General features: G+C 66.0%; 13 protein-coding genes. 6 read left to right on the forward strand and 7 right to left on the reverse strand.

The window, feature by feature from the left end; translation table 11 throughout:
- Window positions 1-75: 75 nt before the first annotated feature.
- From V7Q81_RS03355 to dnaE, 4 genes are all read right to left on the reverse strand, one after another.
- Window positions 76-1,629 carry an ATP-dependent DNA ligase gene (locus V7Q81_RS03355; RefSeq protein WP_333840347.1) on the reverse strand — a complete coding sequence of 518 codons (1,554 nt, stop codon included), beginning with the start codon at window positions 1,627-1,629 and terminating at the stop codon, window positions 76-78.
- 7 nt (window positions 1,630-1,636) lie between these two features.
- Window positions 1,637-2,530 carry an alpha/beta fold hydrolase gene (locus V7Q81_RS03360; RefSeq protein ID WP_333840349.1) on the reverse strand — a complete coding sequence of 298 codons (894 nt, stop codon included), beginning with the start codon at window positions 2,528-2,530 and terminating at the stop codon, window positions 1,637-1,639.
- A complete protein-coding gene (locus tag V7Q81_RS03365; RefSeq protein ID WP_333840351.1) occupies window positions 2,527-3,297 on the reverse strand; it encodes an alkaline phytoceramidase in 771 nt (256 codons plus the stop codon). The genes V7Q81_RS03360 and V7Q81_RS03365 overlap by 4 nt, the downstream gene beginning before the upstream one ends.
- 240 nt (window positions 3,298-3,537) lie before the next feature.
- Complete coding sequence (dnaE, locus tag V7Q81_RS03370) at window positions 3,538-6,984, reverse strand: DNA polymerase III subunit alpha (RefSeq protein WP_333840353.1); 3,447 nt, start codon at window positions 6,982-6,984, stop codon at window positions 3,538-3,540.
- Between the two features lie 1,054 nt (window positions 6,985-8,038).
- On the opposite strand from dnaE, the gene V7Q81_RS03375 reads away from it, so the two are divergent.
- The 6 genes from V7Q81_RS03375 (at window position 8,039) to V7Q81_RS03400 (ending at window position 12,931) form a co-directional block, all read left to right on the forward strand.
- Window positions 8,039-8,524, forward strand: a complete 486-nt coding sequence (locus V7Q81_RS03375) for a DUF4124 domain-containing protein (protein ID WP_333840355.1) — start codon at window positions 8,039-8,041, stop codon at window positions 8,522-8,524.
- 184 nt (window positions 8,525-8,708) lie between these two features.
- Window positions 8,709-9,587: an alpha/beta fold hydrolase gene (locus V7Q81_RS03380; RefSeq protein ID WP_333840356.1), complete on the forward strand. Its 879-nt coding sequence runs from the start codon at window positions 8,709-8,711 to the stop codon at window positions 9,585-9,587.
- A 244-nt stretch (window positions 9,588-9,831) separates the two neighbouring features.
- Entirely contained in the window at window positions 9,832-10,731 is a 900-nt protein-coding gene (locus tag V7Q81_RS03385) for an amino acid ABC transporter substrate-binding protein (RefSeq protein WP_333840357.1), read from the forward strand.
- 47 nt (window positions 10,732-10,778) lie between these two features.
- Window positions 10,779-11,519, forward strand: a complete 741-nt coding sequence (locus tag V7Q81_RS03390; RefSeq protein WP_333840358.1) for an amino acid ABC transporter permease — start codon at window positions 10,779-10,781, stop codon at window positions 11,517-11,519.
- A 3-nt stretch (window positions 11,520-11,522) separates the two neighbouring features.
- Window positions 11,523-12,206, forward strand: coding sequence for an amino acid ABC transporter permease (locus tag V7Q81_RS03395; protein ID WP_333840360.1), 684 nt, complete (start codon window positions 11,523-11,525; stop codon window positions 12,204-12,206).
- Complete coding sequence (locus V7Q81_RS03400) at window positions 12,203-12,931, forward strand: amino acid ABC transporter ATP-binding protein (RefSeq protein WP_333840361.1); 729 nt, start codon at window positions 12,203-12,205, stop codon at window positions 12,929-12,931. Before V7Q81_RS03395 ends, V7Q81_RS03400 begins: the two co-directional genes overlap by 4 nt.
- 102 nt (window positions 12,932-13,033) lie before the next feature.
- On the opposite strand, the gene V7Q81_RS03405 is transcribed toward V7Q81_RS03400, so the two are convergent.
- The 3 genes from V7Q81_RS03405 to V7Q81_RS03415 all read right to left on the reverse strand — a co-directional run.
- Window positions 13,034-13,243, reverse strand: a complete 210-nt coding sequence (locus V7Q81_RS03405; RefSeq protein ID WP_333840363.1) for a dodecin — start codon at window positions 13,241-13,243, stop codon at window positions 13,034-13,036.
- A 51-nt stretch (window positions 13,244-13,294) separates the two neighbouring features.
- Window positions 13,295-14,314, reverse strand: a complete 1,020-nt coding sequence (locus V7Q81_RS03410) for a D-cysteine desulfhydrase (protein ID WP_333840364.1) — start codon at window positions 14,312-14,314, stop codon at window positions 13,295-13,297.
- 2 nt (window positions 14,315-14,316) lie between these two features.
- The coding region (locus V7Q81_RS03415) for a gamma-glutamyltransferase (RefSeq protein WP_333840365.1) at window positions 14,317-14,673 on the reverse strand (357 nt) is incomplete at its 5' end.

Genomic DNA, 14,673 nt, shown 5'->3' on the forward strand with positions numbered 1-14,673 from the left:
TCCGACAACGAGCCGCCTTTGTACGCGGTTTGCGGGCCGGAGTCAAATTTTTTTAGTGGGCAGTGGAAAGCACCTTCAAGCTCTCGTTGAATCCTCGGTGAGCATCCGGGCGAACAGCCGCCGCACCCTGTCCACGGTATCCGCCTCTTGCGGCCCCTTGTCGGGCCGCAGTCGCTTGACCCGGGCGAAGCGCAGCGCCATCCCGGCCGGGTACTGGGGGCTCGCCTGGACCTCGTTGCACTCGATTTCCACCACGAGCTCAGGCTTCACGTACACGGTCCACGGGTCCCGTGAGATCTCCAGGGCGAGCAGCTTCTGCGTCTGCCAGCGCAGCATCTCGTCGGTCAGTCCCTTGAAGGTCTTGCCCAACATGACGAAGGTGCCCGCCTCCGGATCCCGGGCGCCGAGGTGCAGGTTGGAGAGCCAGCCCCGCCGCCGCCCGTGACCCCATTCAGCGGCGATCACCACCAGGTCTAGGGTATGGGCTCGCTTCACCTTGAGCCAGGCGGCGCCGCGCCTGCCGGCCGCGTAGGGCGCCTCCAGCGCCTTGACCATGACGCCCTCATGGCCCCGCGCCACTGCGGCCTCGAAGAACGCCTGGGCCTCGGAGAGCTCGCCGGTGACGGTGCGAGGGACGATCAGCCCAGGGGAAGCGGCGTGCGCCAGGACTTCGAAGCGGCGACGAGCCGGCTGGTCGAGCAGGCTTTCTCCTTCCAGGTACAAGCAGTCGAAGAAGAACACCGACAGGGGGAGCTGCCGGCGCATGGCCGCCACGTCCAGCTTGCGCCCGAAGCGGCGCATGGTCGTCTGGAAAGGCTCGGGAACACCCTCGGGCCGCAGGGCAATGACCTCCCCGTCCAGGATCAATTCGCGGGCGGGAAGCGCCGCTGCCGCTTCCACGACCTCCGGCACGGAACCGCTCACCTCGTTGAGGCGGCGGGTGAAAACCGCGACGTCCGCACCCTGCTTGTGCACCTGGACCCGGGCCCCGTCCAGCTTCCACTCCAGGGCCGCCGGTCCCAACTGGGTCAGGGCATCGTCCATGTCCTCGGCGCTTGCCGCCAGCATGGGCAAAACAGGTCGAAAAAGGCGCAGGCAAAAGCGCTCGAGCCCCGCCGCTCCCTCCCGGAGGAGGGCCTCGGCCACCACCCCGAGATCGCCGGCGAGCATCGCAGCGCGGCGCACTTCTGCCGGCGCGAGCCCCGTCGCGACTGCCACCGCATCTAGCATGACCCCCTCCAGGGCGCCCTGGCGCAGCTCGCCGATGAGCAGCCGCAACAAGAATGCCTGCTCGTCCCCGGTGGCCTGGCCCAGCAGGGCACCCAGCCGCTCGCCCCGCTGGGCGGCCGAGCCCGGCCCGCTAAGAGCGGCGATCTCGGCGAGGGCCCGATCCACCGCCGCGAGCGTGAGAGTCGGCGTGCACGCCGGCGAGCCGAGGGCTTGGCGCACGGTCGCCGGGCCGACGTTGAGCTTTTTCTGGCGCGGCTCGCCCACGAGGAAGGCGATGCCGATGCGCACCTCCTCGGGGGCAAGACGCCGCAAGCAGTCGGCGAGCGCCTGCACCTTGGCGCGGCGGCTGGAGGTCGCCGCCACCCGGTTCGAGGCTGCCACCAGCTCCGCGAGCTGCATATAGCTCTCAGCCGATACGGCCCCGCGCCGCCTGGAGGCAGGCTTCGATGGCGGCCTGTGGGCGCTCACGCTGGGGGAAATGCCCTACGCCGGGCAGGACTTCCCGGCGATAGCCGGCAGTGAAGAACGCCTCCTTGCCCGCAGAGGTCTCCGGCAAGGTCGCCCCATCCTCCGCCCCGTGGAGCAGCAAGGTAGGTACCTCAACTTTTTCCGGCACCGCGAGCCGACGCTCCAGCCCATCGTAGCGGGAATCGCCCGGGGCGTAGCCCCAGCGATGGCGGTAGGAATGAACGGTGACGCCGATCCAATCCGGGTTGTCGAAGGACACGGCGGTGGCCGCGAACGTTTCCTCGGTGAAGCGCCAGGCGGGCGACCACAGGCGCCAGAGGCGGCGAGTGAAATCCCGGCGGTCCCGCTCCAGTGCCTGCCGCCCCCGCTCCAAGGCGAAATACCAGTGGTACCAGTACTGGCGCGCCTGGTCGAAGGACAGGGCCTGATCGGGCGTATTGGTGCCGTAGCCCACGGAAAGCACCACCAAGGCACGGATTCGCTCGGGGATTAGAACCGCCGCCACGTAGGCGGCGCGGGCACTCCAGTCGTGGCCCACCAGCACGAAATCACGCAGCGCCAGGGCCACGGCAAAGTCCACCACGTCCTGTCCCAGGGCCGAGAGCTGGCCGCTACGCATGACAGAAGCATCGCTGAAGCGGGTCGGCCCGAAGCCACGCAGATAGGGGCACAGAACCCGGTAGCCCTCCTCCGCTAGCCGCTCGGCCACGGGGTCCCAGGTGCGGACATCGTCCGGCCAACCATGGAGCAGCAGAAAAGCGGTGGCGTCGCGCACGCCCCGCTCTTCGTAAGCAATCCGAAGGGTGGGTGTGTCCACGGTTTTCGTTTTCAATCGCTGTTCCTCACCGCACTGTTCCGAGGCAAGCCGCGGGGTACGCGCCACATCAGCATGCGCAGCACCCAGTACATGGCGGCGGCCGCCAGCAGATGCTTCAACGTGTGGCCGCTCACCACCTGGCCCAGAGCAAAGATGGCATGATCGTGCCACTCCGCTGCCAGGGCCGCTGCGTAGAGCAGAAACGCCACGCCCAGGTCTGCGCGCCTCGTATAACGGGACGGCCACACGGTGAGGGCAAGCGCCAGCGCGCACGCGGCGGCCTGGAACGTCAGATAAGGAAGCACGTTCTCGGCCGCAAGCGCGGCGCTCGCGCGCCAGTAGACGACCGTTCCCACACCGAGGGCGGCGATGAGTAGAAAGGCGGGTAGCACCGCCTTGGAATCGCTGCGATCCGCCAGCACAGCGGCCACGAGGGCCGAAAAGACGAGCGTCATGGCGGATCGGTCCCAGGCCAGAGCATCATCTGTCGGTGCCCAGTGATAATACGCCGAACCGAGCGCTGTCAGCACGGCACCGGCAAAGAAGGCAAGATAAGGCCAACGGCCCTGGTCTTCCAAGAAGCTCTGGCGTCCCGGGCCGCGAAGATAACGCAGCCCGAGCCAGCCCACCGCCAGGAAGCCCGCGTTGGAGATCACGTTGGCGAAGTTGGGAACGCCAAGAAACGCCCGATCATCCGCGAAGGCGTGATACGCCTGGGGCTGGGGGTAAGCAGGCACGAGTAGGGCCACCGCCACGAGGGAAAGCCCCAGGACGGCCACCACGCCGAAACAGACCGTCCCGGCGAGGGTGCGCTCGTGCCGGCCGGCTCGGACCGGCGCCTCCGGATAGGCCGATAGAGCGATCGGTCAGTCCTCCTCGAAATGGTCGCGCAAACCGCAGGCGAAGGGAGTTGCCTATCCAGCGCGCACGAGCCTGACGAGGACACCCAACCGGCTCGAAGGTACCGTCCGGGCGAGCGCGTTCTCGTCCACCGCCGCGATGCCGCGCGCTCTTGTACTCGCTCAATAGAGGATCTGCACGTTCTCCCGGGCAAGCCATGCCTCGAGCCCGGCGATGAGCTCGTCCTCCAGCCGCACGCGCCATGCATCGCCCAGGGGCAGATCGCACTCGGCCACCCCGTTCACGTAATGAACCACCACGGGACAGGTGCCGTGGCGATAAGGCTCGAGCAGCTCGCGCAGCTTGATCGGGTCGGAAGCGCCGTTGCACACGAGCCGTACCGCCTTGGCGTAACGGCCGCGGGCCTCGCTCAGGCTCATCAACTTTTCTGCCGTCAAGCGTACGCCTCCGGTGAACTCGTCATAGACCACCTTGGCTTCCACCACCGCCAGGGCTTCCTCCCGCAGCCAAGCGCGATGCTGCTCGAAAAGCTCCGAAAAGGCCACTACCTCCACCTTGGCGCTGCCGTCGTCCAGCACGATAACCCCCATGCGGCCGCGCCGGGTGGGTTGGATGCGCAAGCTGTAGATCATGCCGGCCACGAGCACGCTCTGCTGGGAAGGCTGCAGCTCGGCCAGGCGGGTTTTCACGAAGGCAGAAACTTCCCGGGCGTAGGCGTTGAACGGATGACCCGAGAGGTAAAACCCCAGGGCAAGCTTTTCGTTTTGCAGCCGCTCGGCCTCGCTCCATGGAGGGCAGTCGATCAGCGCTGGCGGGTGCTCCGCGCCGTCTGCCGCGCCGAAGAGGCTCACTTGAGAAGAGGCGAGATCTCGCCGCTCCGCCTCTTCCAGGGCGATGCCCACCGAGGCAAGCAAGCTCGCCCGGTGCTCGTTCACCGAGTCGAAGGCCCCGGCACGCACCAGGGATTCCACCACCCGCCGGTTCACCACGCGCTTGTCCACCCGCCGGCAGAAGTCGAGCAGACTGCGGAACGGCCCGCCCTCGGTCCGGGCGGCCAGAATCGCGTCGATGGCCGCCTGACCTGTGCCCTTCACGGCACCGAGTCCGTAGCGGATGGTGCGCTCGTCCACCGGGACGAAGCGGTAGCCGCTCTCGTTCACGTCCGGCGGCAACACGGTGAGACCGTTCTGCCGGGCGTCTTCGTAGAGCTGCTCCACCTTGTCGGTGTCGTCCATCACCGCGGAGAGGTTCGCCGCCATGAAGGCTGCGGGATGGTGGGCCTTCATGTACGCCGTCTGGTAGGCCACCAGGGCGTAGGCGGCGGCATGGGACTTGTTGAAACCGTAGCCCGCGAACTTCTCCATGAGATCGAAAAGCTGGCTTGCCTTATCCCCACGCAGCCCGTTCTTCTCCGCGCCGGCGACGAAGATCTCCCGATGCCTCGCCATCTCCTCGGGCTTTTTCTTGCCCATCGCCCGCCGCAGCAGGTCCGCGCCGCCCAGGGTATAGCCGCCAATCACTTGGGCGATCTGCATCACCTGCTCTTGATACACCATGATTCCGTAGGTGGGACCGAGGATCGGCGCGAGCCGCGGGTCCAGATATTCCACCGCTTTGCGCCCGTGCTTGCGCTCGATGAATTCCGGAATGAGATCCATGGGACCTGGACGATATAGGGCCACCAAAGCGATCAGGTCCTCGAAGCGGTCCGGCCGGGCCCGCTTCAGCAGGTCCCGCATGCCGCGAGATTCGAACTGAAACACCGCAGTGGTGTTGGCGCTGGAAAAGATCCTATAGGTGTCCGGGTCGTCCAGGGGCAGGGATTCCAGGGACAGGCAGGACGTGGGGTCGAGCTGGCGCACGTAGCGCAGCGTCCAGTCGAGGATGGTGAGGGTGGTCAAGCCGAGGAAGTCGAACTTCACGAGCCCGATCTTCTCCACGTCGTCCTTGTCGAGCTGGGAGACCACGCTTTGGGAGCCCTGGGCCACGTACAGGGGGCAGAAGTCGGTGAGCCGTCCCGGGGCGATCAACACGCCCCCCGCATGCATGCCCACGTTGCGCGTCAAACCCTCCAACCGTTCGGCGAGCGCAAGCAGCTCCTGCACCTCCTCTTCGTTCTTCTCCCGCTCCGCAAGCAGGGGCTCCGCCTGCCGAGCCTCGGCCAGGGTGATGTGCTTGCCCGGTTGGAAGGGGATCAATTTCGCCAATTGGTCGCAGAAGTTGTAACCCAGGTCCAGCACCCGCCCCACGTCCCGCACCCCGGCGCGCGCTGCCATGGTGCCAAAAGTGGCGATCTGGGAGACGCTCTCGTGGCCATACTTCTGCCGCACGTACTCGATCACCCGATCGCGCCCGTCCTGACAGAAGTCGATGTCGAAGTCGGGCATGGACACCCGTTCCGGGTTTAGGAAGCGCTCAAACAGCAGGTCGTAGCGGATGGGATCCAGGTCGGTGATACCCAGACAGTAGGCCACGAGCGAACCCGCACCGGAGCCGCGTCCCGGCCCCACCGGCACGCCATTCGACTTCGCCCAGTTGATAAAGTCGGCCACGATCAGGAAGTAGCCGGAGAAGCCCATCTGCTGGATGGTCTCGATCTCGAAGGCGAGCCGCGCCCGGTAGCGGGGTGCTACCCGGTCGCGCTCTTGCGTGTCAGGGAAGAGCCGGGCGAGCCGGCGCTCGAGGCCCGCCTGCGCCTCCCGCTCCAGGTATTCCTCCAAGGACACGCCCTCGGGCGTAGGAAAACGGGGGAGTTTCGCCTTGCCCAGCTCGATCTCCAGGCTGCAGCGCCGGGCGATTTCCACGCTGTTGGCAAGCGCCTCCGGTAAGTCGGCAAAGAGGGCTCTCATCTCCGCCTGGGTCTTGAAGTACTGCTCGGGAGTAAAAGCCTTGGGCCGACGCTGGTCGGACAAGATGTAGCCCTCGGCGATGCACACCCGCGCCTCGTGGGCGCGGAAATCCCCGGGCGCCAGGAACTGGATCGGGTGGGTGGCCACGACCGGCAGTCCCAGGCGAGCGGCCAGGGCCGCAGCGGCCCGAGTACAGTTCTCGGCGTTGGGTGTGCCGTCTCGCTGGAGCTCCAGGTAGAACCGGGCGGGAAAAAGCCGGGCGTACTCCTCGGCGAGGGCCCGGGCCCGCCCGGCATCGCCCCGCATCAAGGCTGCACCTACGTCGCCTTGATGAGCGCCAGAGAGCAGGATCAGTCCCTCAGTGCCCTCAGCTTCGAACCATCCTTTCTTGATCTCGGGCCGGCCTCGGTACTGATTCTCCAAGTAAGCCCGGGTCAGCAGCCGCGATAGCCGCAGGTAGCCGTCTCGGGACTGGCACAGGAGCAGGAGGCGGTGGGCGTTGGGCCGATCGGTTTCGTTGGTAAGCCACAGATCGCAGCCGATGAGCGGCTTTACCCCCTGGCTGCGGGCCGCCTCGTAGAACTTGACCATGCCGAACACGTTGGCAAGATCGGTAAGGGCGAGTGCCGGCATGCGGTCTTCCCGGGCCCGGCGCACCGCATCCTCGATCCGCACGATACCGTCCACGATGGAGTATTCGCTGTGGAGCCTCAGGTGGATGAAAACGGGATCGGGCATGGGTGTTACAAAGGCGTGCATTGCACTCGAACATCCTCCAACAGCAGCACGCGATGAGATTCTACCTCAGGCGGCAATGCCCCTTGAACCGGAGCGAGCTTGACGTGGCGCGCCGGGGTTCCTGAAGAGGCTCCTCACGCAGCGTTTCGAAGGCCATGTGGCGGTGGCCGCGCCGGATGCGGTATACGCCGAAGTCCCTGCGACCGATGGCGAAAATCTTCTGCAACCGGAGCTGCTCGGCAGCGGCGACCCAGGGACGCGTCGGCTAGACCCATCGGCACATCGCCGTAGCGGACCATCGGCTCGAACGCGCGGCCGAGCGCGGGCGCGTCGAGGAAGACGCTCACGCCGCCGGCGGCGACGAAATTCATCAAGCGCTACGCTCCCTGTCTGGCCGGGGTGAGCAAATGGAACGCCTCCGTGAGAACCGGCATCGTGGTGCAAAGCGGCTCGTTCATGCGCTCGAGCCGATCCACGCACCTGCCGCGCCACTCATCGGTCGGATCGAACAACGCGACCAGTGGGTCGGTATCGACGAGGAGCCCTTGGCAACCGCGGGTCAGGAGTCCCTTCTGGTCCGGCTCTTGGTCAAACCGGGGGCTCGCGACCGACCGCGCCCCGTGACCCGAGTATCTTTTTGCCAGGTTTGCGCCCGATTACCTCTACGACGACACACTTCGCGTCCGCGTCGGCGACCCGGGACCAGCCGCCGACGCCGAGATCCAAGCACCGGTAGACTTCGTAGGGGCACAGAGCGCCTTCGCGCCGTGCGCGCTCTTCACACGCCCCCAAGCTGCGTTTGGCGCTGCTCGGAGATGGAAAGGCCGGTCGCCTTGCGCAGCTTGGAGAGGGTTCTCTCGGCATCTTGGTCGAGCCTCACCGTACGGGTGCCCATTGGTCTTGCTTGCCGATGCGCGTCTCCAATACGGGATGTAATACGGAAGATCCACGGGGTCAACGCGCCGTCCCGCTTGCTTGAACTGCCTGGTGCGGCGGTGCCGGTGGCCTCCGCTCCTGCACCAGGCACTGCCCCCCCTATAATAATGTGTTTTATCGACGCTCTGCGCTTTCCCCGATGGGATCCACCCGCCTTCTGCTCCTCGCCACGCTCGCCTCCACCTGCGCCGTGGCCCAAGTCTACAAATCCACGCTGCCCGACGGTCGGGTGGTCTACGGAGACGCGCCGGCGCCAGGAGCACGGAAAGTGGAACAGATGGCGCCAGCGCCCCAGCCCTCGGAAGCACAACGGCAAGCCGGCGAGGCGCAACGCCAAAAAGCCCTGGAGCAGGCCGAGCAGACCGCCGCACGGCTGCGCGAGCGGGCGCAGGAGCGGGCCGCCGCCGAGGATGAGGTGCGTCAGGCCGAAGCAGCCCTCGAGGAGGCGCGGCGGGCCCGGGAAGCGGGACGCGCGCCGCTCCCGGGGGAGTACCTGGGCACGGCCGGCGGTGGAATGCGCCCCACCGAAGCCTACCAGGCCCGGCAGCAGGCCCTGGAGGAAGCCGTCTCTGCCGCCGAGGCGCGGCTCGCCCGGGCCCGCGAAGCGCTGCAGGCGCTGCGCTGACCTGGCGATTTCACCAAGGGCCCGGGGCAGTGGCACGGAGCTGGGCGGGAGAGCCCTTCGCCCAACCTGGTGGGATGAATCGCGCGTGCACTACCCTGGAACAAGAAGGATCGTCGATCCCGGACCAGCCTGGCTTCATTTCAAGCGCGTTTGGATGAATCAATCTGGGTGAGGCTCGCTTTCGATGAAACCCGCCAAACCGAGCCGCTCCAGCTTCCACAGGATACGCGGCCTGCACTACCACGTGCGCCGTTGGGGGCCGCCCGAGGGTCCGCCCCTCTTTCTCTTACACGGGTGGATGGACGTCTCGGCCTCGTTTCAGTTTCTGGTGGATGCCCTGGAAGGTCCCTGGCAGTGCATCGCCCCCGACTGGCGCGGTTTCGGGCTCTCGGGATGGGACGAGGGGGATTATCGGTTTGCCGATTACCTGGGGGACCTGGACGCTCTGCTGGATCTCTACGCAGACGGGGTTCCCGCCCCCCTGCTGGGCCACAGCATGGGCGGCAACATCGCCTGCCTCTACGCCGGGGTGCGGCCCGAACGGGTCAGTCATGTGGTCTCCTTGGAAGGTTTCGGGCTTCCCGCCTCTTGCCCGGAGGAGGCCCCCGGGCGCTACCGACGCTGGCTCGATGAGCTGAAGACCCCCGCAGCCTTCTCCGAGTATGCTTCGCTGGAGGCGGTGGCCGCGCGGCTGCGGAAAAACAATCCGCGTCTCACCGAAGAGCAGGCCCGGTTCCTCGCCCCCCACTGGGCTAGGCCCGAGCCCGACGGCCGGGTGCGGCTGGTGAGCGACCCGAAGCACAAACGGGTCAACCCGGTCCTCTACCGGCTGGAGGAGGCGATCGCCTGCTGGCGCAGGATCGAGGCACCAGTGCTGTGGGTGCTGGGGGAGGAATCCACCCTCGCCCACCAGTACCGGAACGCCCCGGAAGAATTCGAGCGCCGCCGCGCCGCCATCGCCCGGCTGCGGGTGGAAACCCTGGCGGATGCCGGCCACATGATGCACCACGATCAGCCCCGCGCCCTGGCGCGGCGGGTCGAAGCGTTTTTGATGGAGTCCTGACAGGAGGCCCTTCAGGCGCCCGGGGGGCTTCGCCCATGGCTTCGTGCCCCTGCCTCAAGCGCCAAGCGCTCCGCCGCCCACCGTCTTGGCGTCCGCAATGACCTTGTCGGCTTAAGTGCTCGGGGCATGGCTTCTAGACAAAGGAGGGCGCTTGGGCTAGATTCCTCCACGGCCTGGAGAAAATTGAAATGATTACAAGGCCTAGCCTTCCCCATCGCCAACGCCATCCGAGAGGAGAAACAACATGAAAGCGAGAAGCCGCCTCGTCACCGCGGCCGCCGTTATCGTCGCCTTCGCCGCGGCACCCGCCCTCGCCGCCGAGCTCACCGGCACCATGAAAAAAATCAAGGACACCGGCACCATCGTGATCGGCCATCGGGAGGCGTCGATCCCGTTCTCCTACCTGGACGACCAGCAGCGGCCCATCGGCTACTCCATGGACATCTGCGCCCGCATCGTCGAGGCAGTGAAGAAAGAGCTCAACATGCCCAACCTCCAGGTGCGGTACAACCCTGTGACGCCTCAGACGCGCATCCCCCTCATGGCCAACGGCACCATCGATCTGGAGTGCGGCTCCACCACCAACACCATGGAACGCCAGAAGCAGGTGGCCTTCGCCGTCACCACTTTCATCACCGGTACCAAGCTCCTGGTGAAGAAGGATTCCGGGATCAAGAGCGTCGATGACTTGAAGGGCAAAACCGTGGTGGTGACCCAGGGGACCACCAACGAGCGGGCGGTTAAGCAGATCAACGACGAGAAGAACCTGGGTATCCGCTTCCTCCATGCCAAGGATCATGCCGAGTCGTTCCTGACCGTGGAGACGGGCCGGGCGGTGGCCTTTCCCATGGACCACATCCTGCTCTATGGCCTGATCGCCAACTCCAAGAACCCGGCCGAGTGGGACGTGGTGGGCGACTTCCTGTCCTTCGACCCTTACGCCATCATGCTGCGCAAGGACGATCCCCAGTGGAAGAAGTTCGTCGACGCGGTCATCATCGGCCTGATGAAGAGCGGGGAACTCGAGAAGCTCTACAACAAGTGGTTCCTGTCGCCCATTCCGCCCAAGAACGTGACCCTCAACGTGCCCATGACCCCGCAGCTCGTGGAGCAGTTCAAGAACCCCAACGACAAGGGCGCCTAGGCGCTCCTTTCCCGGCAAGAGGGGCCCTGTGCCCCTCTTTTCCTTGAATGAACTACAACTGGGATTGGGGGATCTTCTTCCAGCCCGCCTTTTCCGGGGGCGGAACCTATCTCGACTGGATTCTTTCCGGGCTCAAGTGGACCGTCCTGGTGTCGCTGGCGGCCTGGGTGATCGCCTTCAGCCTGGGCTCGGTCATCGGCGTATTGCGCACGACGCCCCTCAGGCCGCTGCGCCTTGCCGCCACCGGGTACGTAGAGCTGTTCCGCAATGTCCCGCTCCTGGTGCAGATGTTCCTGTGGTTCTTCGTAGTGCCTGAGCTCCTGCCCAGGGCCTGGGGCGACTGGCTGAAGACCGGGCTGCCGCGCCCCGAGTTCTGGACCGCGGTGGTCTGCCTGGGCACCTACACCGCTTCCCGGGTCGCCGAGCAGGTGCGCTCCGGCATCCAGTCGATCCCCAAAGGACAGACCTACGCGGGGCTCGCCATGGGGCTGTCGCTACCCCAGGTATACCGCCATGTGCTGCTGCCCATGGCCTATCGGATCATCATCCCGCCTCTGACCTCCGAGTTCCTGACCATCTTCAAGAATTCTTCCGTGGCCCTCACCATCGGGCTCCTGGAGCTCACCGCCCAAAGCCGCCAGATCACCGACTTTACCTTCCACGGCTTCGAGGCCTTCACCGTGGCGACGCTTCTGTACGTGATGATCACCATGATCGTCATGGTGGGCATGCGGATCCTGGAAGCCCGGGTGCGGGTTCCGGGCTACATCGGCAGCGGCGGCCGCTAGCCCATGTTCGGGGAGTTCGACTTCAATGTAATCGTGCGAGCGCTGCCCTTCCTGTGGCAGGGCATGCAGTTCTCCCTTTACCTCACGGCCCTTGCCATGGCGGGAGGCATCGTGCTGGGAACGCTCCTCGCCCTCATGCGGCTCTCCCGCTTCAAGCTCCTCAATATCCCCGCGGGCGCCTATGTCAACCTGTTGCGCTCCATTCCCCTCATCCTGGTGATCTTCTGGTTCTATTTCCTGGTGCCCATCGTCATGCGCGCCATTCAGGGCACCGAGTACGCCGCTGGCATCGGCCCGTTCTACTCTGCCCTCATCGCCTTCACTCTGTTCGAAGCGGCCTACTACTGTGAGATCATTCGCGCTGGCATCCAGAGCGTGCCTAAGGGCCAGATCAACGCTGCCTATGCCCTCGGCCTCTCCTACGCCCAGGCGATGCGCCACGTGGTGCTACCCCAAGCGTTTCGTAACATGATCCCGGTACTGCTCACCCAGGGCATCATCCTGTTTCAGGACACTTCCCTGGTGTACGTAGTAGGGCTGTCCGACTTCATGGGAGTGGCCAGCAAGGTGGCCCAGCGCGACGGCCGCCTGGTGGAGCTCTATCTCTTTGCCGCCCTCGTGTATTTCATCATGTGCTACGCGGCCTCCTCCCTGGTGAAGCGCCTGCAACAAAGGTTCGCCGTATGATCACGATCAAGAACGTCTCCAAGTGGTACGGGAGCTTCCAGGTGCTCAGGAACTGCTCGACCCACGTGGACAAGGGCCAGGTGGTGGTGGTGTGCGGCCCGTCCGGATCGGGCAAGTCCACGCTCATCAAGTGCGTGAACGGGCTGGAGCCCTTCCAGGAAGGGGAGATCCTCGTCAACGGTGTTTCGGTGGGGGACCCGAAAACCAATCTCACCAAGCTGCGCTCCCAGGTGGGCATGGTATTCCAGCACTTCGAGCTATTTCCCCACATGAAGGTCATCGACAACGTCAACCTGGCGCAGATCAAGGTGTTGGGTCGCTCCAGGGAAGAGGCGAGCGAAAAATCGTTGAAGCTCCTGGACCGGGTCGGCCTCAAGGATCAGGCGCACAAATATCCCGGGCAGCTTTCCGGCGGTCAGCAGCAGCGGGTGGCCATCGCCCGGGCGTTAGCCATGGACCCGGTGTGCATGCTGTTCGACGAACCCACTTCCGCCCTCGACCCGGAGATGATCAACGAGGTGCTGGATGTGATGGTGGAGCTCGCTCGGGAGGGCATGACCATGATGGTGGTCACCCACGAGATGGGGTTTGCCCGCAAGGTGGCCCACCGGGTGATCTTCATGGACGAGGGCGAGATCGTGGAGGACGCTCCCAAGGAAGACTTCTTCGGCAAGCCCCGCTCCGACCGGGCGCAGCAGTTCCTGTCCAAGATTCTCCACCATTGAGGCCCGCGGTGCCCTGAGAAGCCCCCGCTGGGGCGAGCCTTCTTGAGCCGCAACAGCAGGGTTTCGGCCACCGCTCGGGTTCTACCCTGCCCCGCCCCGCGCTCAGTCTTCTAAGGTAAAGCCCACCTTGAGGGTCACCTGCCACCGGGCCACCCTGCCCTCGGCGATGACACCCCGGGTCTCCACGATCTCAAACCAATGGAGGTTGCGCAGTGTCTTCGACGCCTTGGCAACCGCATTTTGCACCGCGTCCTCGATGCTGGTGGCGGACGAGCCGGTCAGCTCGATCAGCTTGTACACGTGGTCGGTCATGATGATCCTCCTTCCGATCGGTTTTTTTCCTCCTTCGCACAAGCGCCCGACTCAAGGGAACATGTCCGCGTAGGCGAACAGCCCCGGCAGTCCGCCGGTGTGCAAGAACACCACCGTCTCGTCGCGGCCGATCCCGCCTTTGCGTACGAGGTCCACGAGCCCCGCCATGGCCTTGCCGGTGTACACCGGGTCGAGGAGCAGGCCTTCGGTACCCGCGGCCAGGGCGAGCGCCTCCTTCATGAGCTCCGTCGGCTCACCGTAGCCCGCGCCCAGATAGGCATCGGTCACGTCCACCGCTTCTGCCTTGAACGCCGCTGCCGCCCCCAGGGTCTCGGCGGCATGGGCGGCAAGCCGCGCCACCAACGGGCGCTGCTCCTGGGCGCTCGCGCGCACGGCGATGCCCGTCACCCGCACCGCTTCCCCCAGCGCGTGGAAGCCGGCCACGAGTCCCGCATGGCTTCCGCCGCTGCCGCTGGCGAGCACCACCCGGTCGAGGTGGATGCCCTGGGCCCGCGCCTGGGTCAGAAGCTCCACGGCGCATTCGGCGTAGCCGAGATCGCCGAGAAGACATGTGCCACCGCGCGGGATGATGTAAGGTCTCGCCCCTTGGGAGGCGAGCTCGGCTGCCATCCGCTCCATCGCCGCCATCGGCTCCTCGTCCTGCTCGAGCCGGTGGATCCGCGCGCCGAGCAGCCGATCGAGCAGCAGGTTGCCGCCCCGGGTGCACGCCGGCCCCGCTTGCGGTCGGGCTGGGGAGAGTAGCAGATGACAGGCGAGCCCCAGCCGGGCCGCCGCGGCAGCGCTCTGGCGGGCGTGATTCGACTGCCACGCGCCGGTGGTGATCAAGGTGTCTGCCCCACGGGCGAGGGCCTCGCCCAACAGGTATTCCAGCTTGCGCACCTTGTTGCCGCCGCCTCCGAGCCCGGTCAGGTCGTCGCGCTTGACCCACAACCGCAGACCGCCGAGGGCCCGTCCCAGTCGGAAGAGCGGCTCCAGAGGCGTGGGCTTGACCGCCAGCGACACCTTGGGATAGCGGCCGAGCCGCTCCATTAGGGCCTGCGCCGAGGGCATATTCAGAATCCCACCGCCTGGCCATCGGCCCGGGGCTCAGACGCCCCCAGGTAGCCGCCCTCCAGGCGGTAGATCGCCTGGGCGCGCCCGAATTCTGTGGCGAAGCGGGGTGCGATCCGCACGACGTGGCCGCGGCGCCGCAGCGCCTCCACGGTGGCCATCGGCATGGAATGCTCTACCGCCAGGATGTTGCCGGGGTCGATCCGCCAGCGGGGCGCGTCGGCTGCCGTTTGCGGGTTCTGGCGGTAGTCGGCAAGCCGCACCAGCATCTGCACGTGGCCCTGGGCCTGCATGGCGCCCCCCATCACACCGAAGCTCATGACCGGTGCGCCGTCGCGGGTGACGAAGCCGGGAATGAT

The organism is Pelomicrobium sp., assembly GCF_036803785.1.
GTDB lineage: Bacteria > Pseudomonadota > Gammaproteobacteria > Burkholderiales > UBA6910 > Pelomicrobium.

Excerpts from the sequence above, each read along its gene's own strand:
- V7Q81_RS03355 (WP_333840347.1), bottom strand. The coding sequence starts at position 1,629 with ATGCAGCTCGCGGAGCTGGTGGCAGCCTCGAACCGGGTGGCGGCGACC.
- dnaE (WP_333840353.1), bottom strand. The coding sequence starts at position 6,984 with ATGCACGCCTTTGTAACACCCATGCCCGATCCCGTTTTCATCCACCTG.
- V7Q81_RS03375 (WP_333840355.1), top strand. The coding sequence starts at position 8,039 with ATGGGATCCACCCGCCTTCTGCTCCTCGCCACGCTCGCCTCCACCTGC.
- V7Q81_RS03380 (WP_333840356.1), top strand. The coding sequence starts at position 8,709 with ATGAAACCCGCCAAACCGAGCCGCTCCAGCTTCCACAGGATACGCGGC.
- V7Q81_RS03385 (WP_333840357.1), top strand. The coding sequence starts at position 9,832 with ATGAAAGCGAGAAGCCGCCTCGTCACCGCGGCCGCCGTTATCGTCGCC.
- V7Q81_RS03390 (WP_333840358.1), top strand. The coding sequence starts at position 10,779 with ATGAACTACAACTGGGATTGGGGGATCTTCTTCCAGCCCGCCTTTTCC.
- V7Q81_RS03395 (WP_333840360.1), top strand. The coding sequence starts at position 11,523 with ATGTTCGGGGAGTTCGACTTCAATGTAATCGTGCGAGCGCTGCCCTTC.
- V7Q81_RS03400 (WP_333840361.1), top strand. The coding sequence starts at position 12,203 with ATGATCACGATCAAGAACGTCTCCAAGTGGTACGGGAGCTTCCAGGTG.
- V7Q81_RS03405 (WP_333840363.1), bottom strand. The coding sequence starts at position 13,243 with ATGACCGACCACGTGTACAAGCTGATCGAGCTGACCGGCTCGTCCGCC.
- V7Q81_RS03410 (WP_333840364.1), bottom strand. The coding sequence starts at position 14,314 with ATGCCCTCGGCGCAGGCCCTAATGGAGCGGCTCGGCCGCTATCCCAAG.